Below are 18,060 nucleotides of genomic sequence, written 5' to 3' on the forward strand. Positions count from 1 at the left end.
GGCGCGCGCGGTGCGGGCAGCGCGGCGGCCGGGCCGGCGGGCGCTTCCGATTGCGGTACCGGTGCGGGGGCCGGTGCCTGGGCCGGGGTCTGCGGTGCGGCTGCCGCGCCGCTCGCCGGTTGAGCACCGGGCTTGCGCACACCACCGCGGCCTTCCATGTTGCCCGTCGCGTACACGTCGATTTCGTTCGGCTTCGAGAAGCTGTCGGTCGGCAGCGGCACGTCGGCGGTCTGCAGCGGCTTCACCAGGTGCGGCGTGATCACGAAGATCAGCTCGGTGCGGTCCTGCTGGAACGATGTACTGCGGAGCAGCGCGCCGAGCACGGGAATTTCGCCGACACCCGGGAGCGCCTTCAGTGCGCCGGTCCCGTTGTCCTTGATCAGCCCGCCGATCGCGAACGTTTCGCCGTCACCCATCTGCACCGTCGTCGATGCGCGCCGCGTCGTGATCAGCGGCAGGATCGACGTGCCGCCGATGTTGGTCGCGCTCAGCGTGACGCCCGTCTGCGACAGCTCCGACACTTCCGGCGCGACCTTCAGGCTGATCCGGCCATTGCCCAGCACGGTCGGCGTGAACTTCAGCGCGACGCCGAACTCCTCTTCCTGCAGCGTGATCGACGACGTGCCGTTGCCGCTGCTTTGCGGGATCGGGATGAAGATCTTGCCGCCGGCGAGGAACGTCGCTTCCTGGCCGCTGATCGTCACGAGATTCGGCTCCGCGAGGATCTTGACCAGGTTGTCGGTGTTCTGCGCGTCGGCCGCGAGGTTGAACGGCTTGTTGTTCGCCTTGCTGAAGGCGATCCCGGTTGCGACGCCCGCGAGCAGGTTGCTGACCAGCGCACCGCTCCACGAACCGAACCCGCCCTGGATGTTGAGCGCGCTGCCCATCTGGTTGATCAGCGTCTTCGACACCTCGGCCACCTTCACCTCGAGCATCACCTGCTGCGGCGACGTGACGTTCAGCATGTTGAGCACCCCGCCCGCCTTGCCGCCGCCCGCCGGATCGGCCGCGCTGTCACCGTACGCACGGGCGATCTGCACGGCCTGCTGCGCGGCCATCGAGCTCGACACGGTCCCGGCCAGCACGATCGTGCCGGCGGCGGTCGACACATGGATGTCGCGCTCGTTCGGCATCAGCTGCATCAGCGACGCCTGCAGGCCGCCGGCATCCGCGCCGACCGCGACGTCGATCACGCGGCATGCACCGCTCTTGCCCTGCACGATCATGTTGGTCGTGCCGACCGCAAGCCCGAGGATGTACAGCGTCTGCGGCGACACCATCGTGGCCTGCGCGACGGCCGGATTGCCGATCGTCCGATTACGGACTGGCTCCGGCATCGGCACCAGCAGCGACTTGCCGAGCGGCACGCTGACGCTGGTCGATTCGCGCACGGCGCCGACGCAGTTCGGTCCGCGCAGCGGCCCCGCCGCTGCGGCGGGCGCGGCGGCCGCCACCGGCGCCATGCTGATCGTCATCTGCATCGGCCCCTTGCCGACCGCGGCCGGCGCGCTGGCGCCGCCCTTGGTCAGCGCGGCCGACTCGACGCCTTCCTGCGCGAGTGCGCCATAAACGGTCAGCCATCCCGAACAGAGGATCGCGGCCATCATCGTGCCCCGTGCGACGCGTGTCTGCAGCGGCCCGGTACCTGTACATTGCGGTTTGATCTTCATTTCGTCTGATCCCCCGAGAGACCGGCGCCGTGCCGGTTATCGACTTCCAGGGCCACCGCGCGTTGCCGGCGGCCGTTTATGTGACTTCAATGAACTGATTCAGAAACACTCGACGCTGCCCTTCACGCCCGTCAGCACGCCGACGCAGTCGCGCCGTACCTCCGGCGCCGCGTGCGATGCGACGTGCATGCGTACCGTCTTCACACGGGCCGGTGCCGGCGGCGCTGCGGGTGCGGGCTCCTTGCCGAGCAGCGTCAGCTTGGTCGCCCCGTCGGTGTTCAGCGTCTTCTGGTCGACCTGGTTGCGCAGCACGAGCGACAGCGTGCCGACGCTGCGCGCGAGATCGAGCCGTTCGGCCTGGTCGGGCGTGACTTCCAGCGTCACGGCGTTGACGACCTTCGGTGCGGTGTCGTCGCGGCTCACCTGCTGCGCGACAGCCAGCACGAGGATGTGTTCGAGCACGATCTTGGAGATGCTCTGCCCGTCCGTCTTGCCCTGCTGCTCCTGCGTGTTGACGATCACGTCGACGTAGTTGCCCGGCAGCGCGAAGCCCGCGACGCCGACCACGTCGTTCACGCGCACCGTGATCGCGCGGCTGCCGTCGGCGATCACCGCGGACAGCCCGCCCTTGGTGCCGACCGGCGCGAGCTTCGACTCGATCACCGGCTCGTCGCGCGACAGGCTGGTGCGCACGACCCGCCCTTCGAGCGCCTTGGTATCGGTGAACGCACCGGTCGGCACGCTGCCCGACGGCCAGCTGATCATGCGGATCTGGTTCGGCCCGAGCGGTTCGCCCAGGTTCAGGTCGGTCGCCGCGACCGCCACCTGCGTGACGGAACTCGTGGATGTCTGCACCAGCCAGTGGGACGCGAACACGACCGCGGCAAGACCCGCGATCATCGCGACGACCAGCATCATGACCGCTCGACTGTTTTTCATGGCAATGCTCCTCGACGAATCGTGAAAGAAACGGCTCAACCGGTAATGAACGTACGGCCACCGCGCTCGACGGGCGGCGGATGGCTGCCGTCACGTTCGGGAGCCGCGCCGAAATAGCTCGCCCACGCGTCGTACAGTGCGTCGTGCGTCACCTCGGGCGGATCGCCGCGGTAACGCGCGCCGGCGGCCACGAGACGCAGCAGGTCCGCCGGGAAACAGGCGAGAAACGCCTTGCCGGTCGGCAGGTGCAGCCGATGCAGCAGGTAGTCGAATGCATCGCTCGCCGATACGAGTCCGAGCGATGCGCAGGCCGCGTTGTACACCCGGCGGTAGTCGTCGATCGACATCGCGCCGACGTGCAGCTTCGAACCGAGGCGGCGCAGGAATGCCTCGTCGCCCAGCTGCTCCGGCGACAGGTTGCTCGAGAACACCGGCCAGACGTCGAACGGCATCACGAAGCGGTTGCCGGATTCGAGCGTCAGGAGATCGACGCCGCGATCGAGCGGGCGCAGCCAGCGATTGAGCAGGTCGCGCGGCTCGACGCGCTGGCGGCCGAGATCGTCGACGACGTACATGCCCAGGTTCGCCTTCATGTGCGGCGGCGCCTGGTAGAAGCCGGCGGCCTCGTCGCGGCGCAGGTCGAGCTCGTCGAGCGTCAGTTCGCCGCCCGACATCACGACCGGCCGTTGACACAGGCGCCAGCGGCGATCGACCGACAGGCCGCCGGACGGCATGTCCGCGTCGACATGCACGAGCGGGTCGTAGATCTGGATCACTTCGCCGGCCGCGCAGATCGCGTGCGGCACCGGCACGCGGCCGCGCATCAGCGAGCCGAGCCGCTCGGCGAGGAAGGTCTTGCCGCTGCCGGCCGGGCCGTAGATCAGCAGCGGACGGCCGGCGTTCAGCGCGGCAGCCGCCGCATCGAGCAGCGACGTGTCGATCACGATCCCTTCGAACGCCGCCCACACTTCGTTCTGGCTGATATTCAGCTTGCGTACCGAATGCGCGTTCAGGCACTCGATATAGGCATCGAGCGTCACCGGCGCGGGACCGCTGTAGCCGCTGCGCGCCCCTTCTTCCAGTGCGAGCACCCGGCCCGCCTCGGTCAGGCGGAACGTCACGTCCAGATCGGTCGCACCGCGATGGGTGAGTTCGACGAGGTGCTCACGCACCAGGAATGCGAAGACGTCGTCGAGCACCGCGAGCGACAGGCAGTGCCGTTCGACCAGGTCGCCGTATGATGGGCGGCCGAGCACCAGTGTCGACTTCAGCACGAGGCCGGCAACGAACGTCAGGCTCAACCCGGTTTCCTCGAGCGAGCGCGGCGCCGCCGGCAACTGCGCGCCCAGCTTCGTATGCACTTCCCGCGACGGCAACGGATCGGGCAGGCGTGCCACCTGTGCGTCGCGTCTCGGTTCGGTGTAGTTCGTGTTCATGATCGTTCCGTCCTCGTTGCGGATGCGTCGCGCTATGCGCACGACGCGAACAGCATGCCCAGCGTGCCGGCCGCGATCGCCACGCCGTACGGCAGCGTGCCGACCGATGCGATTTCGACGGGGCCGCCGGCGGCCTCCGCGCTCGCGCCTTGCGAGCGCTGCACGATCAACGCACGCACGTTCGCCCACATCTGGCGCATCCGCCCGCGCAGCAGCGCGACGGCGATGGCGCCGATCCCGCCGGCCAGGAAGGTGGCCAGCACGATGTAAAACGTCATTTCCGCGCCGACCCAGGCGCCGATCGCGAGCATCAGCTTCACGTCGCCGGCCGCCATGCCGCGCAACAGGTAGAACGGCAGCAGCATGCCGAAGCCGGTCGCGGCGCCGGCGAGCCAGCCGAGTGCACCTGCCGCGACACCGTGCAACAGGCACTGGGCAACCAGCGCGCCGGCCAGGCCGAGCAGGACGAGACGGTTCGGAATGCGACGGGTCGCGATGTCCGTGCTGGCCGCGGCGACAGCGAGCAGCGTCACGCACAACGGAACCGGATAAGGCGGCGCAACAGGTAGCATGGCGAACCTCGCAGTCGAATCGCTGGAATCGGTGGAACCGGTGGATCAGGAAACCATTGCCAGCGCGGTGGCCACGGCGGCCGTCACGGCCGTAGCGATCACCTCGTACGTATCGGCAAGCGAGCCTTTCAGCGTGACGACGCTGCCCAGCACCGCAACGGCAAACATCGCGCCGAGCAACGCATATTCGGTCGACGTCACACCCTGCTCGTCGCTGATCCAGCGACGTACGACGCGCATCCTGGCTTGCATGATGGTCTCCGGTTCCGGGTTGATCAGATGACCGGGGACGGCTCGAGCGCTGCACCGGCCGAGCCGTCCGCGGCACGATCCATCAGATGGCTGCGACCGCCGAATCCAGGTCGTCCGCGATCGTGGCGAACACGGTCTTGAGGTCCTTGCCGACCGTCGTCAGGGCGCCAATGATGCCGATGGCGATCAGTGCGGCGATCAGGCCGTATTCGATGGCCGTCACACCGTCTTCATCGCGGATGAAACGGCTGGCTTGTTGAATGAACTTGGACATGATGATCTCCTTGCGTAATCACTTTCAGATCCCTCGCGGGCCGGCAGGATCGATTGATCCGGCATCGATACGTCGAGGCATGTTGTTAATGCCGTGTGGTGCCAACGAACGAATCGGACGAGCCGTTCGCCGCACCGTCCATCAAATCGCAGCTACTATCGAATCCAGATCGTCGGCGACCGTGTTGAATACGGTCTTCAGATCGGTACCGACGGTCGTCAACGCGGCGACGATGCCGATCGCGATCAGCGCGGCGATCAGGCCATATTCAATGGCCGTCACGCCGCCCTGATCCTCGACGAGCCAGGCGATCTTCTCGATGATTCTTGACATGAGCATTCTCCTTTCGGACTGCTATGAAATACCCTTCGTCTGTCAGGACGTCGGGGGTGGGCACCACCGGCACTACTCGAAAAATCGGAACGCGTCGCTCAGCTGCGCGAGCGGGGATATACACCCCTGTCCGTGCGAACGGGTATCAATGAGGCAGTGAGCGAGAGAGGCGTGTACGGTGCGACCGGCCGGATGAACCGGACGATCCGATCGACCGGAACGGCACGACTGCCGTTCGACGCGTGGAATCCTGTTGAACGGGAGACAAACTCCCGGAAAATCCGCAATGTGTCTTTAACGCGGTTTGCGATCCGCAATATGCTGTGGTCTTTCATTTTTATTCCCCATATGCTGCCATGCCAATTTCTTATTGCCCTGACGCTACCGGGTCTCATGGGTCATTCGACGAAGTCTTGCTCGCTTGATCGACCTGGAGCTGCGTGTTCCCCGTCGCGCTCCGGCCCTCCTTTCCGCAGGTGATTCCGAAGCGGGTTCCGTCTGTTCTTTGCCGAAACCGCCCGGTCGTCACCTCGTCGACTGCCGTGCCAACGCTTACGCAAAGAGCAGGCCATCTCGAACGAAATCCAGGCGCATCAAGCGTTCCAGCGATACCCGTCCTCCCCGGCCCGAGGCCCGATGCGCGAAATGTTTCAAAATTGATATATCCGCCCGCGCAACCGTTGCTCGCCTGAACGCCTGTCGCCGCGCTGCACCAAGGGTCCAAATTTTTTCTCGGGACTTTCCCGAACGCGTCAGGCCGCTCGCGCGCCGTGGTGTCGGCGGCACGCTAACCCGGTAAAAAACGCGGAATGTTTCAAGCCGGATACATGAAATCCGGCCGCGCCGTTTTCTCATACGTGAAAACGCGGTTTTCACGCGCATCGCTGAACAATTTAAATACCCGCCGTCCGTACGCGGTTTGCATCGCGCGATTTTTTCTTCAACAATGAATTCACCGGACAACGCGATTTCGGCGCGATTCGATCCGTAGGCACGACAACATGAAAACGGCTGTGAAAGACCACACAGCCTTCACTACAGACGGGGAATCATGTACACAGCCAACCGTGAATTGCGCGGGCGTGCAATACGCCGCATCCAATGGCTGACAGCCGATCGGATCATTCCGTACAGCTGCATCATGCTGATGCTCTTCGCCGCTTTGATGATCGTGTGGGGCATCGTGACCGACGGCTTCACGTCGTCCGCCACGGTCCGCCCCGGCACCGACTTCTCGGTCTTCTGGACCGCATCGCATCTCGTGTTGCAAGGCCACGCCGCATCGGCCTACGACATTTCGTTATTCAAGCAGGCCGAGTTCGCGCACTTCGGTGCGTCTCTGCAGCACCAGCCGCTTCCCTGGCTCTATCCGCCGACGATGTTGCTGTTCATCGCGCCGCTTGCCCTTGTGCCTTTCCTGCCCGCGTATTTCCTCTTTTTGGCGGGCAGTCTTTTATGCTACGCGTTCGCAGTCTCGCGGTTGTCGGGATTGCGCGCGCATCTTCCCCACCCGCGCGCCGCCATGCTCGTCGTGGTCGCGTATTCGGGCGTGTGCGTGTCCGTGATGTTCGGCCAGAACAGCGTCCTGACCGCCGGCCTCGCCGCGCTCGCGCTGCATCTGCTGGGCAAGCGCCCGGTCGTTGCCGGCGTGCTGATCGGGTTGCTTGCGATCAAGCCGCAACTCGCCGTCGTGTTCCCGTTCGTGCTGATCGCGGCGCGGGCATGGCGCACGTTCGCGGCGGCCGCGCTGAGCGCGACGCTGTTCGCGGCGGCCGGGATTGCACTGGCCGGCCCTGGCGCACTGCACGGTTTGAGCCAGGCCATGTCGACGGTACGCGACATGCATTTCATGCTCGCGTCGTACTGGTTCGCGTCGCCGACGCCGTTCGCCGCGTTGCGGCTCGCGGGTGCACCGGTGGCCGCCGCGCTGGTCGCGCAAGCGGCAATCGCACTGATCGCCATCGCCGCGGCGGTCGATGTATGGCGCCGTACGCCCGACATGCGCCTGCGCGGCGCGGTGCTGGCGGTCGCCACGCTGCTGACGACGCCCTATCTGTGGCATTACGAACTGACGTGGCTCGGCATCGCGATCTTCTGCCTGATCTCGCATGGCCTCGACAAAGGCTGGCTGCCCGGTGACCAGGGCATCCTCGTGCTCGCGTGGCTGCTGCCGGTCTTCGAGCTGTTCAACCGGTTGACGAAGCTGCCTCAGATCGGGCCGCTCGTGCTGCTCGCGGTGCTGCTCGTCGTCGTGCGTCGCGCGGCCCTCGCGTCACGGAGCACATCATGAAAGCGCCTTCGTTCGCCCGCCACGCGCATGCCGCCGCCGATGTGCATCCGGAACTCCCGATCGCGGGCCCGCGCCGCTATCCGCACTGGCTCAATCGCGAACGCGTGCGCCTCTATGCGGCCGCCGTGCTGATGACGGAACTGCTGTTCGTCGTCATCTACTCGATCCGCGTGTTCCTGTCGCACCACGGTGCACCGGAGCCGCTGTCGCAGGATTTCTCGCCGATCTGGAGCGCTGCGTGGCTCGCCGCGCACGGGCACGCGGCCGATGCATGGCATTTTCCCGCGCTGTTCGCGGTCCAGAAGCTCGCGATCCCGGCGATGAATCTCGCGGACGGCACGCTACCGTGGCTCTATCCGCCCTCCATGCTGCTGCTCATGCTGCCGCTCGGCTGGCTGCCGTACATGCTGGCGCTCGTGCTGTGGCTCGGGCTCACGTATGTGCTGTTCGCGGCGACGATCCGCGCGACCGTGCAGCGCGATGCCGCGTGGCTGTGCGCGCTCGCGTTCCCCGGCGCGTTCGTCACGGTGATCGTCGGACAGACCAGCCTCTTCACCGCGTTGCTCGCCGGTGCCGGCCTGCTCGCGCTGAACCGCCGCCCCGTATACGCCGGGATCTGCTTCGGTTTGCTGACGATGAAGCCGCAGCTCGCGGTGCTGTTTCCGCTCGCGCTGCTGTGCGCGGGTCAATGGCGCGCACTGGCCGCGTGGGCCGCGACGATCGCGTGCAGCGTCGCGCTCTCGACCCTCGCGTTCGGGTTCGGCCCGTGGCTCACGTTCGCGCATGTGATCGACAACGTCTACGCGATCGTCGGCTCCGGCCAGGCCAAGCTCGTGCGCATGCCGTCGGTGTTCGCGCTCGCCACGATGGCAGGCTGGCCCGCCATCGTCGCGAACGGCCTTCAGCTGCTGTCGATCGCGACCGCGGCCATCGCCGTCATCTACGCATGGCGCGGCGCCTGTTCATACGCGCTGCGCGCCGCGACCCTCGCCTGCGCCTGCCTGCTCGTCAGCCCCTATCTGTACGACTACGACCTGACCTGGTACGGCATCGTGATCGCGTGGTACGCCCGCTATGCGTGGACGCACGGCTGGCGGCGCTTCGACCGCGAATGGCTGATGCTGCTGTGGCTGATGCCGCTCGCGGGCCTCGCGGTCGTGCCGCATCTGTCGTTCCAGTTCATGCCGCTCGTCACGCTGGCGTCGCTCGGGCTGCTCGTCAGCCGGATCGCCCGGGAACGACACGACGTGCCGTCGATGCCGGACACACGCGACAACTCGACCGAAACCGCCTTCACGCATCAGGCCCGAACGCACCACCGCCCGGCGTACGGAATGCGCCGCACCGGCCGACCGACCATCGGCGCGCATCGGTGAAACGACATCACAAGGGGAATCATCATGCGGGAACCACTCTATACACCGCTCATCTCGCTGGTCGTGCCGTTCTATAACGAAGGCGAGGCCGTTGAGCACTTCTTCGACGTCGTGATTCCGCTGATGACGTCCATCGACGCGATCCGTTTCGAGATCGTCTGCGTGAACGACGGCAGCCGCGACGACACGCTCGACCGGCTGATCCGGATCAGCACCGCCGAGCGGCGCGTGCGCGTGATCGATCTCACCCGCAACTTCGGAAAGGAAGCCGCGCTCACGGCCGGCCTCGACGAAGCCCTCGGCGACGCGGTGATCCCGCTCGACGCCGACCTGCAGGATCCGCCGAGCCTGATCCCCGTGATGATCGAGCACTGGCGCGACGGCGCGGAAGTCGTCGCCGCGAAGCGCAGGAACCGCGCGTGCGACTCGTTCGCTAAACGCACGTCGGCCGCGATCTACTATCGCGTGCACAACCTGCTGTCGGACGTGAAACTGCCTGAGAACGTCGGCGATTTCCGGCTGATGGACCGCAAGGTCGTGAACGCGCTGCGCAACCTGCCCGAGCGGCATCGCTTCATGAAGGGGCTGTTCGCGTGGGTCGGCTACCGCACCGTGATCGTCGAATACCAGCGCGACGCGCGCAGCGCCGGGCACTCGAAATTCTCCGGCTGGAAGCTGTGGAATTTCGCGCTGGAAGGCATCACCAGCTTCAGCACGGTGCCGCTGCGCAGCTGGACCTACATCGGCGTCGGCATCGCCGCGCTCGCGTTCCTGTACGGCACGTTCATCATCTTCCGCACGCTGCTGTTCGGCAATCCGGTGCTCGGCTACGCGTCACTGATCTCGGTCACGCTGTTCATCGGCGGGATCGAGCTCATCGGGATCGGTGTCGTCGGCGAATACGTCGGGCGGATCTACGACGAGTCGAAGCAGCGGCCCGTCTACCTGATCCGCCGCCGCTACCAGGCGCACGGCAAGGTGATCGAACTCCCGGTCGCGCGCGATGCGCGCCGCCAGATCGCCCGCCGGCGCGTGCAGCCGACCCGTGCGCGGGTCGGCGCACGCTGAGCCGCACCGACGGCCATGATCGGCCTGCTCCATGCCGAGCGCACGCGGCTCGTGCGCTTCGGCGTGTCCGGGCTCGGCTCGACCGCGATCCACACGCTGGTCGCAACGGCGCTGTTCGCGCGGTTCGATGCGACGCTGGTAACGGCGAACGCGATCGCCTTCCTCTGCGCGACGGCGTTCTCGTATCTCGCGAATACGTTGTGGAGCTTCTCGTCGACGGTGGGCACGCGCAACGCGGTGCGCTTTCTCGCGGTCACGCTGGCCGGCTTCGTCGAAACGATGCTGCTCGCGCGTGCAGCCGTAGCGCTGGACGGGTCCCGCGGGATGAGCATCGTCGCGATCGCGCTGCTGGTTCCGCCGACCACGTTCGCGCTGCACCGGCTGTGGACCTACCGGTAAGCGGTCTTGCCCCGCCCCGCGATTCCCGCACTCAGGTGCGCGGCAGCCCCGGCGGATTGGTCTGCGACCGGTCGATCGCTTCAGCGTCGAGGCTCCAGCGGCCGAGCACCTTCCGGTAGCTGCCGTTCGCGATCAGCGCATTGATCGCGATCGTCAGCGGATCGGCGAGGCCGCTGCCCTTGCGCGTCGTGATCGCGATGTCCGCGGTGCGCGGCCAGCCGCCGCTCACGGTGCCGATCAGCTTCGCATCGCCGCGCAGCGACGCCTGGTACGCGAGCATCGAATTCACGCTGAATATCGTATCGACGCGCCCCGACTGCAGCGCGACCCAGCGCTCGGCCGCATCCGCGTAGTACTGGATCTCGACCGGCGCGAGGCCGCGCGCGACGTTCTGCCGGTTCCACTCGAGCAGGATCTTTTCCTGGTTGGTGCCCGAATCGGTCACGACGCGCAGCCCGGCAACATCTTTCGGCTCGCGGATCGCGGCAATCCGGCTGCCGTTCTTCACGTAGAAGCCGAGCTGATCCTTCCGGTAGGTCGAGAAGTCGAATTTCTCCTTGCGCTGCTCGGTCACCGTCACGTTCGAGATCACCGCGTCGACCTTGCCGGACTGCAGCGCGAGCGGCCAGTCGGCCCACGAGAGCGGCACGATCTTCAGCTTGCGGCCGATGCTGTCCGCAACGAGCTGCGCGAGATCGGGATCGAAGCCGACCACCGTTCGCGCATCGGTCGCATAGGTGCTGAGCGGCGGCAGGTTCGGCGCGATGCCGATCGTCAGTGTGTTCGCCTCGGCAAACCGGAAGCCGGCCGGCAAAGCCTGTTCGACCGCCGGGTTCACGGTGCCGCGCTGCCGGCCGGGCTGCTCGGGGCTCAGGTCGAACGTCGCGGCCTGCGCGGCCACGCTGCCGCCGATCAGGACGGCGGCCAGCACGCGAACGACGCGCGCAACGGGAAATGCTGTTCTTCTCATGTCTTCCGGATTCCTTTATTTTTTGATGACGCGTGTGCGGAACGCGGGCGGGACCGAGCGATTTTCACCGTCCGTCGCCGCCTGGCGTTCCCGGCCCGCTCAGGCGGGCGTCGCCTCGAGTTCGGCCGCGGCTGCGGCTGCGCGTTGCGTCACCGGCTGGGCGACCGGCGACGGGCGCGTTGCGTGCGACTCGCCCGCATACAGCGCCTTCGGATCGAACACACGCGCCTGCAGCGGCGTGAACGCGCGGAAGTTCCACAGGCTGCGCGCGACGAACACGCGCTGCACCCAGCGGAATGCCCGGTCGTTCTCGTCGTATTGCGGATCGAAACGGTCGCGCGAATGCAGCGTGAAATGATTGTTGATCAGCACCAGCTTGCCCGGCTGAATCTGCACGCCGAACGACACCTCGCGCACCGCGCGATACAGGTTGGCCAGCGCCTCCTGCGCGCGCGTGTTGACCGCCAGCACCATGTCCGGATAGAACGCGACCGTCACGCGCGGCGCATCGAGCGGCCCCGACAGCACCGCGCTCAGGTCGGTGTTGTCGCGCGGCGTCGGCGCCGCCCCGCGCCACCGGTACGGCACGCGGATGATGTAGTGCTCGCCGTAGAGTTGCGCGATGTCGTCCGGCGACAGCAGCTGCAGCGCGCGACGTGCATCGGCGAGCCGCGTGTACGGGCCGCCGCCGGCTTCGCTGCGCACGCCGAGCAGCAGCAGCGCGAACGGTGACGTATCGCCTTCCGGCATGTGCGCCTGTGCGGCGTTCTCGATATGGAAATCGAGCTCGACCTCGGAGCCCAGGCCCGTATAGTCGCGCGCGGTCGCCTTGTGCGGCGTGAGGTTGTTCACGAGCTCGCGGCCTTCGTGCGCAATCGAATACGGTTCGCCGGCCAGCGTGCTCAACGCGACCAGGACGTTCTCGCTCAACACACCGGCCTTGAACGAGCGGCCGGTTTCCTCGAACCTCGGGCTGCCCGTCACGTCGTCGTCGATCGGCAGGTTGTCGATCTCAATCGAGCCGTGCGCATCGGCGGTCGGCGCCTTCGCGCGATCGAACGCGTCGACGACCCGGTCGGGAAACGCGGTGTAGGCAAGCTTGCGCACCGCGCTGATGTAGCCCGCGCCGCCGGCCGGATCATAGGCCAGTGCGCCGAGCGTCGTCCGGATGTGACTGGATTCCGCTGCCGTCAAAACGATGCGTTCATCTGCGAGATAGGTCATAGGTCTCTCGTATAAAGATCGGGGGTCGATAAGCGGTATGGCACTACCGCCGCGCGTTGCCGTCCTCGGGGCCCGGCGCTCGACAAGACTAGGAGACCGTCATTGCATTGCGAAATGATATTAATTCGATTGCAAACAAAAATTTTCGATATAAGTTCAGCAACGCGGCAGCGGCGGGCCGCGTCGTTCGCACCGTCGCTTAACACGAATGGTCGTTAAATAATCGCGGCTTATTATTTGTATTCGCTAACGGGTCGATGCTAGTTTTCTGTCGGATTCGACGATGCGCCGGCCGTCGATCGGCAGCCGGCGCCCTTCCTCCGCCCCACGGAAACCCGTTAGATGAACCGATTCCACCTGCTGCGCAGTTCGCTCGGAAACGACACGCCGTTGGCTGCGTGCCGCCCCACCCGCCACGCGGCGCGGAGGACACGATGAGCGATCGCGCGCCGGCACTCGAGCGCACGCTGACCGCCAGTGTGCCGCCGCACCGCACGTCGCTGCGCGCGATCCTCCCGACCGTCGCAGCCGCGAGCCTCGGCTTCGCGATCGTCCAGCTCGACGTGACCGTGGTCAACGTCGCGATTCCGAGCCTCGGCCATTCATTCGGATCGAGCGTCCACGGGCTGCAATGGATCGTCGATGCGTACACGCTGTCGTTCGCCGCGCTGCTGCTGACGTCCGGCACGCTGGCCGACCGCTTCGGCAGCCGCCGGCTGTTCGCATACGGCCTCGCGCTGTTCCTGCTGGCATCGCTCGGCTGCGCGCTCGCGCCGTCGCTGGCCGCGCTGATCGCCGCGCGCGTCGCGCAGGGCGTGGGCGCCGCGATGATCCTGCCCACGTCGCTCGCACTCATCACGCACGCGTGCGCCGACGATGCCGCCGCCCGTGTGCGGGCCGTCGCGTGGTGGAGCGCGACGGGCGGCGCGATCAGCGCGGCCGGCCCGACGCTCGGCGGCCTGCTGATCGATTCGCTCGGCTGGCGTGCGATCTTCTTCATCAATCTGCCGATCTGTGCGGGCGGCCTGTGGCTCACGCTGCGCCATGTGCGTGATTCGGCCGCCGCGCGCACGCGGCTGTTCGATCCGGCCGGCCAGATCGTCGCGGTGCTCGTGCTCGCGCTGCTGACGGGCGGGATCATCCGGGCCGGCGCGCACGGGGTGGGCGATCCGTATGCGGCGGGTGCGCTGGCCGCGTCGGTCGTGCTCGGCGCGTTGTTCGTCGCGATCGAGCGGCGCGTGGCCGCGCCGATGCTGCAGCTCGCATTCTTCCGGATCGCGCGCGTGCCGGGCGTGCTCGCGATCGGCGCGATCACGAATGCCGCGTTCTACGGGCTGATCTTCTCGCTGAGCCTCTATTTCCAGAACGCGCGCGGCTTCACCGCGACCGAGTCGGGGCTCGCGCTCGCGCCGCTCACGATCATCATGCTCGCCAACATCGCGAGCGCGCGTCTCGCGGTCCGCCATGGATTCCGCGCGACCGTCATCATCGGCCTCGCCGTGTCGCTCGCGGGCTACGTGTGGCTGTGGCAGACGCTCGGCGCGCACACGCCGTATGCGCTGCTGGCGCCCGGGCTCGCGGCGATGGCGATCGGCGGCGGCATCGCGATTCCCGCGCTGACGTCGACGATGCTCGGCAGCGTCGAGGCCGGCCGCTCGGCCACCGCGTCTGCGATCCTCAATACCGCGCGCCAGGTGGGCGCAGCCGTCGGCGTCGCGGCGCTCGGCGCGCTGGTCGCGGGCCAGGGCGCGGCGATCGTGGCCGGTGCGGCGCGCGGGTTCGCGGTCGCGGCCGTGCTCGTCGCCCTGTGCATCGTGCTGGCCGCGCGCTGGCCTGGCGATGCGCCCAATAGCGGCCCGCGGGCCTGAGCCCGCGCCCCCCTTCAATCGACCCCACAGCCCAGCGAGGAATCCATGCCGCATCGTTTCATCGATACCGTCCTGATCGTCGACGGCGCGTCGACAGCCGCCTATCTGGCGCCCGCGTTCCGCGCCTACGGCATCCGTTGCGCGCACGTGATCAGCGACCCCGATCTGCCGGAAATCTACCGGAACCAGTTCGTCCCGTCCGACTATATCCGCCAGGTCCAGCATCGCGGCGACGTCGACGCGACGCTCGCGCAGTTGAGCGACCTGCGGATCGGCGCGGTGCTGCACGGCCTCGACGCGGCGCTCGAACTGGCCGACACGCTCGCCGAACGGCTCGACGTGCCGACGCGCAATCCGCTCGCGACGTCGGCCGCGCGGCGCGACAAGTACGCGATGAACGAGCGCATTCGCCAGGCCGGCCTGCGTGCCCCGGCCCACTTCCACAGCACGTCGGTCGACGCCGCACTCGAATGGGCGCGCGCGTACGGCACGCTGCCGCTCGTGGTGAAGCCGGCGCGCAGCGCGGGCGTGACCGGCGTGAAGATCTGCCGGACGCTCGACCAGGTCGAAGCCGCCGCGCGCGACGTGCTGGCCACCCGTTCGCTGTACAACCAGCCGAACGACGACATCGTGATCCAGAGCTATTCGGAGGGGCAGGAATACATCGTCGATTCGGTGTCGTTCGAAGGCCGCCATCGCGTGGTCAGCCTGTGGGAAGTGCATCGCGACCGCACGCATGCGCCGCGGCTCGACAAGATGCTGGTGCTGAATCACGCCGATCCGCGCTACGCGCCGCTGCTCGACTACGCGGCCGCGGTGCTCGACGCGCTGGACGTGCGCTTCGGGCCGACTCATCTCGAACTGTTCGATACGGCGGACGGCCCGACGATCGTCGAGCTGAACGCGCGGCTGCACGGCAGCCTCGATCCGCGGCTGACGAGCGCGGTCAGCGGGGAGAATCACGTGTCGGCCGCCGTTGAAGCGGTGCTGAATCCGGAGCGGCTGTTCGGTGACGCCGCCGCGGCGACGGATTTTCGGGGTTACTGCGGGCACGTGCTGCTGCTGTCGTCGCGCAACGGCGTACTGCGGCAGGACTTCACGTGGCAGGCGATCCAGGCGCTGCCGTCGTTCGTCGGGCTCAAGCAATGGGCCAAAGTGGGCGACACGCTGCGCGTGACGACCGACCTGCAGACGGCGCTCGGCACGGTCGGTCTTTACAGCCCGACGTTCGAGCGGCTGCTGGAGGATTGCCGGCGGATTCGCGAGATCGAGGCTGAATTCTTCGCGGATGAACGGGCGGTTGTGCCGGCGTAGCGCGATCGGCGCAGCGCTCGCGGTGCGGTGTGCCGCGGTGCGCTCCGCTAACGCCCAAGCAGCGCCCCCGCCTGCCGCCCCAGCACCGCGCGTAATGCGTCGAGCTCGGGCAGCTCAGGCGCTTCCTCGGACGTGACGAGATAGGTCGTCACACTGTCGAGATCGTCGAACGCGTGCGCCCGCAGCTCCTTGCGCGCCACGTGCTCGGTCGTGATCCGCTTCGGCAGGATCGCGACGCCCATGCCGGCCGCCACGCAGCCGAGGATCGCGCCGAACGTGCCGAACGACGCCACCGACTCGATCGCGATGCCGCGTGCCTTCAGCCAGTGCTCCGCGACCGCGCGATACGGACAGCCGTCGTGAAACGCGAGCAGCCGCACCGGGTCGCCGGCCAGCACCTGCCGCCGCGTGGCCGTGGCCGCGCTCACCAGCACCATCTCTTCGGCGAACGCCGGCTCGTAGCGCAACCCGGGCCGGACGACCGCGCGCGCCGTGAGCGCGGCGTCGATCCGGCCGCGCAGCAGCGCCTCGGCCAGATCCGGCTCGCTGCCGATCTGCACCGCGAGGCCGAGCGCCGGATCGCGCGCCTTCAACGCGGCGGCGAGCGCCGGCAACCGCGTCGCCGCCGTGCTTTCCATCGAGCCGAGCCGGAAGCTGCGCGCGACCGGTGCTTCGCGCACCACCTGCGTCGCTTCGTCGACGAGGCGCAGGATGCGATCGCAATACGGGATCAGCCGGCGCCCGGCGTCGTTCAGCACCAGCCGCTTGCCGTGCCGGTCGAATAGCGGCGCGTCGAGCGACGCTTCGAGCTGGCGCAGCCGCGCGGTGACGTTCGACTGCGTGCAGCCGAGCCGTTCGGCCGCGCGCAGCGCGCTGCCTTCCTGAACGACGGCCCGGAAGGTTTCGAGCAGAGGGATGTTCATATCACTTTCTCTTGTTACAGATCGTGTTTATATCATTTTACTTCGCCAAAAATCCGGATTAGCCTTGCGGATACCCGGTGCCCGACGGCCCGCTTCCGAGGAATCCGCATGCCATTCTCCGCCTGCCCTGGTCGCACGACCGTCCGCCGTCGCCCCGAGTCTCGCCCATGCGCACGCTGATTGCCGCGCTGGTGCGGCGCGGCCCGACCGTGCTCGCGTGCGGCGTGGGTCTCGGGTTGCTGGTGCCGCCGCTCGCCGACCTCGCGCGGCCGCTGATGCCCGTCACCGTGTTCCTGTTCGTGCTCGGCACGCTGCTGCGCGTCGAGCCCAGCGCGGTGCGCGCGGTTGCGCGGCGGCCGGCCGTGTCGCTGCTGCTGCCCGCCGCGACGATGATCGCGTGCCCGGTCGCGCTCGGCATCGCCGCACGGCTCGCCGGCATGCCGTACGACTGGGTCGTCGCGCTGGTGATCGCGTACTGCGCACCGCCGTCGAGCGGCACGTCGACGATCGCGCGGATGCTGTCGCTCGACGCCAGCGTCGCGCTCGTCGCAACCCTCGCGTCGATGGTGTTCGTCCCGCTCACCGCGCCGCTGCTGACGGCCTGGTTCAGCCACGATGCGGCCGTGTCGATTTCGCCTTTGACGCTCGCGTTGCGGCTCGCGCTGCTGATCGGCAGCGCCGAGGGCGTCGCGCTGCTCGTGCGGCGCTTCGCCGGCTCCCGGCTCGACCGCTATGCGACGCCGATCGATGCGACCGTCGTCGCCGCGCTGCTGGTGTTCGCGCTCGGCACGATGGCCGGCATGCAGCAATCGATCATCGACGCGCCGCACCGCGCGTTGACCGCGATCGCACTCGCATTCGCCGTCAACGCGGGCTTCCAGGTGATCGCGTACGGGCTCACGCCCGGCGACGTCCGCACGCGGCTCAATGTCGCGCTGATCGTCGCCAATCGCAACGTCGGCCTGATGTGGGCCGCGCTCGGGCTCGCCGCGACGCCCACCATGGCGCTCGTGTTCACGTGCGCGCAGTTGCCGATCTACACGCTGCCGCGCGTCGTCCAGCATCTGCTGCCGCGCCTCGAAGCACAGCGCCTGCGCCGCCGTGCACGCTAGGCGGCACGCGATGCCGTTCCACTCTTCCGCCTTCGATCAA

The 18,060-nt window shown here is 67.5% G+C and carries 18 protein-coding genes; 7 read left to right on the forward strand and 11 right to left on the reverse strand.

Annotation, left to right across the window (positions count from 1 at the left end; genetic code table 11):
• The 8 genes from F3J15_RS30460 to F3J15_RS30495 all read right to left on the reverse strand — a co-directional run.
• Positions 1-1,670: type II and III secretion system protein family protein (locus F3J15_RS30460; RefSeq protein WP_166895887.1), on the reverse strand; the 1,670-nt coding region annotated here is incomplete at its 3' end.
• A 99-nt stretch (positions 1,671-1,769) separates the two neighbouring features.
• The gene (gene cpaB, locus F3J15_RS30465) at positions 1,770-2,609 is read right to left on the reverse strand and encodes a Flp pilus assembly protein CpaB (RefSeq protein ID WP_166895889.1); all 840 of its coding nucleotides are present in this window, start codon (positions 2,607-2,609) and stop codon (positions 1,770-1,772) included.
• Positions 2,610-2,644: 35 nt separating this feature from the next.
• Positions 2,645-4,045 (reverse strand): ATP-binding protein, encoded by a 1,401-nt coding sequence (locus tag F3J15_RS30470; RefSeq protein ID WP_166895891.1) that lies wholly within the window; start codon positions 4,043-4,045, stop codon positions 2,645-2,647.
• 32 nt (positions 4,046-4,077) lie between these two features.
• Positions 4,078-4,617, reverse strand: coding sequence for a prepilin peptidase (locus F3J15_RS30475; RefSeq protein WP_166895893.1), 540 nt, complete (start codon positions 4,615-4,617; stop codon positions 4,078-4,080).
• Between the two features lie 45 nt (positions 4,618-4,662).
• Positions 4,663-4,869 carry a Flp family type IVb pilin gene (locus tag F3J15_RS30480; RefSeq protein ID WP_039355490.1) on the reverse strand — a complete coding sequence of 69 codons (207 nt, stop codon included), beginning with the start codon at positions 4,867-4,869 and terminating at the stop codon, positions 4,663-4,665.
• 82 nt (positions 4,870-4,951) lie between these two features.
• Positions 4,952-5,143: a Flp family type IVb pilin gene (locus F3J15_RS30485; protein WP_069249613.1), complete on the reverse strand. Its 192-nt coding sequence runs from the start codon at positions 5,141-5,143 to the stop codon at positions 4,952-4,954.
• A gap of 141 nt (positions 5,144-5,284) precedes the next feature.
• Complete coding sequence (locus F3J15_RS30490; protein WP_069249614.1) at positions 5,285-5,476, reverse strand: Flp family type IVb pilin; 192 nt, start codon at positions 5,474-5,476, stop codon at positions 5,285-5,287.
• A gap of 552 nt (positions 5,477-6,028) precedes the next feature.
• Positions 6,029-6,439 (reverse strand): hypothetical protein, encoded by a 411-nt coding sequence (locus F3J15_RS30495; protein ID WP_166895895.1) that lies wholly within the window; start codon positions 6,437-6,439, stop codon positions 6,029-6,031.
• A gap of 88 nt (positions 6,440-6,527) precedes the next feature.
• Between F3J15_RS30495 and F3J15_RS30500 the strand changes: the two genes are divergently transcribed.
• From F3J15_RS30500 to F3J15_RS30515, 4 genes are read left to right on the forward strand one after another with little or no spacing between them, the layout of a single operon-like run.
• Positions 6,528-7,766, forward strand: a complete 1,239-nt coding sequence (locus F3J15_RS30500) for a glycosyltransferase family 87 protein (RefSeq protein ID WP_166895897.1) — start codon at positions 6,528-6,530, stop codon at positions 7,764-7,766.
• Positions 7,763-9,142 carry a glycosyltransferase family 87 protein gene (locus F3J15_RS30505; RefSeq protein WP_166895899.1) on the forward strand — a complete coding sequence of 460 codons (1,380 nt, stop codon included), beginning with the start codon at positions 7,763-7,765 and terminating at the stop codon, positions 9,140-9,142. The genes F3J15_RS30500 and F3J15_RS30505 overlap by 4 nt, the downstream gene beginning before the upstream one ends.
• Positions 9,143-9,166: 24 nt before the next feature.
• Positions 9,167-10,210 (forward strand): glycosyltransferase family 2 protein, encoded by a 1,044-nt coding sequence (locus tag F3J15_RS30510; protein WP_089487080.1) that lies wholly within the window; start codon positions 9,167-9,169, stop codon positions 10,208-10,210.
• Between the two features lie 15 nt (positions 10,211-10,225).
• Positions 10,226-10,609: a GtrA family protein gene (locus F3J15_RS30515; RefSeq protein ID WP_166895901.1), complete on the forward strand. Its 384-nt coding sequence runs from the start codon at positions 10,226-10,228 to the stop codon at positions 10,607-10,609.
• 31 nt (positions 10,610-10,640) lie between these two features.
• On the opposite strand, the gene F3J15_RS30520 is transcribed toward F3J15_RS30515, so the two are convergent.
• Together F3J15_RS30520 and F3J15_RS30525 are read right to left on the reverse strand one after the other, a co-directional pair.
• Positions 10,641-11,579 (reverse strand): ABC transporter substrate-binding protein, encoded by a 939-nt coding sequence (locus tag F3J15_RS30520; RefSeq protein WP_069249619.1) that lies wholly within the window; start codon positions 11,577-11,579, stop codon positions 10,641-10,643.
• A 99-nt stretch (positions 11,580-11,678) separates the two neighbouring features.
• Entirely contained in the window at positions 11,679-12,803 is a 1,125-nt protein-coding gene (locus tag F3J15_RS30525; protein ID WP_166895904.1) for a TauD/TfdA family dioxygenase, read from the reverse strand.
• Positions 12,804-13,237: 434 nt separating this feature from the next.
• On the opposite strand from F3J15_RS30525, the gene F3J15_RS30530 reads away from it, so the two are divergent.
• A complete protein-coding gene (locus F3J15_RS30530) occupies positions 13,238-14,671 on the forward strand; it encodes an MFS transporter (RefSeq protein WP_166895906.1) in 1,434 nt (477 codons plus the stop codon).
• Positions 14,672-14,716: 45 nt separating this feature from the next.
• Entirely contained in the window at positions 14,717-15,985 is a 1,269-nt protein-coding gene (locus F3J15_RS30535; RefSeq protein WP_166895908.1) for an ATP-grasp domain-containing protein, read from the forward strand.
• Between the two features lie 47 nt (positions 15,986-16,032).
• On the opposite strand, the gene F3J15_RS30540 is transcribed toward F3J15_RS30535, so the two are convergent.
• Positions 16,033-16,908 carry a LysR family transcriptional regulator gene (locus tag F3J15_RS30540; RefSeq protein ID WP_166895910.1) on the reverse strand — a complete coding sequence of 292 codons (876 nt, stop codon included), beginning with the start codon at positions 16,906-16,908 and terminating at the stop codon, positions 16,033-16,035.
• A 167-nt stretch (positions 16,909-17,075) separates the two neighbouring features.
• Here F3J15_RS30540 and F3J15_RS30545 point away from each other — a divergent pair, with 167 nt between their 5' ends.
• Positions 17,076-18,020 (forward strand): hypothetical protein, encoded by a 945-nt coding sequence (locus F3J15_RS30545; RefSeq protein WP_069249624.1) that lies wholly within the window; start codon positions 17,076-17,078, stop codon positions 18,018-18,020.
• The last annotated feature ends 40 nt before the right edge of the window (positions 18,021-18,060 follow it).

It is taken from the genome of Burkholderia sp. Ap-955 (assembly GCF_011753045.1).
GTDB classification, from domain to species: Bacteria; Pseudomonadota; Gammaproteobacteria; order Burkholderiales; family Burkholderiaceae; genus Burkholderia; species Burkholderia lata_D.

Excerpts from the sequence above, each read along its gene's own strand:
- F3J15_RS30520 (WP_069249619.1), bottom strand. The coding sequence starts at position 11,579 with ATGAGAAGAACAGCATTTCCCGTTGCGCGCGTCGTTCGCGTGCTGGCC.
- F3J15_RS30535 (WP_166895908.1), top strand. The coding sequence starts at position 14,717 with ATGCCGCATCGTTTCATCGATACCGTCCTGATCGTCGACGGCGCGTCG.
- F3J15_RS30540 (WP_166895910.1), bottom strand. The coding sequence starts at position 16,908 with ATGAACATCCCTCTGCTCGAAACCTTCCGGGCCGTCGTTCAGGAAGGC.
- F3J15_RS30480 (WP_039355490.1), bottom strand. The coding sequence starts at position 4,869 with ATGCAAGCCAGGATGCGCGTCGTACGTCGCTGGATCAGCGACGAGCAG.
- F3J15_RS30515 (WP_166895901.1), top strand. The coding sequence starts at position 10,226 with ATGATCGGCCTGCTCCATGCCGAGCGCACGCGGCTCGTGCGCTTCGGC.
- F3J15_RS30490 (WP_069249614.1), bottom strand. The coding sequence starts at position 5,476 with ATGTCAAGAATCATCGAGAAGATCGCCTGGCTCGTCGAGGATCAGGGC.
- F3J15_RS30525 (WP_166895904.1), bottom strand. The coding sequence starts at position 12,803 with ATGACCTATCTCGCAGATGAACGCATCGTTTTGACGGCAGCGGAATCC.
- F3J15_RS30485 (WP_069249613.1), bottom strand. The coding sequence starts at position 5,143 with ATGTCCAAGTTCATTCAACAAGCCAGCCGTTTCATCCGCGATGAAGAC.
- F3J15_RS30505 (WP_166895899.1), top strand. The coding sequence starts at position 7,763 with ATGAAAGCGCCTTCGTTCGCCCGCCACGCGCATGCCGCCGCCGATGTG.
- F3J15_RS30470 (WP_166895891.1), bottom strand. The coding sequence starts at position 4,045 with ATGAACACGAACTACACCGAACCGAGACGCGACGCACAGGTGGCACGC.
- F3J15_RS30510 (WP_089487080.1), top strand. The coding sequence starts at position 9,167 with ATGCGGGAACCACTCTATACACCGCTCATCTCGCTGGTCGTGCCGTTC.
- F3J15_RS30545 (WP_069249624.1), top strand. The coding sequence starts at position 17,076 with ATGCGCACGCTGATTGCCGCGCTGGTGCGGCGCGGCCCGACCGTGCTC.
- F3J15_RS30500 (WP_166895897.1), top strand. The coding sequence starts at position 6,528 with ATGTACACAGCCAACCGTGAATTGCGCGGGCGTGCAATACGCCGCATC.
- F3J15_RS30475 (WP_166895893.1), bottom strand. The coding sequence starts at position 4,617 with ATGCTACCTGTTGCGCCGCCTTATCCGGTTCCGTTGTGCGTGACGCTG.
- cpaB (WP_166895889.1), bottom strand. The coding sequence starts at position 2,609 with ATGAAAAACAGTCGAGCGGTCATGATGCTGGTCGTCGCGATGATCGCG.
- F3J15_RS30530 (WP_166895906.1), top strand. The coding sequence starts at position 13,238 with ATGAGCGATCGCGCGCCGGCACTCGAGCGCACGCTGACCGCCAGTGTG.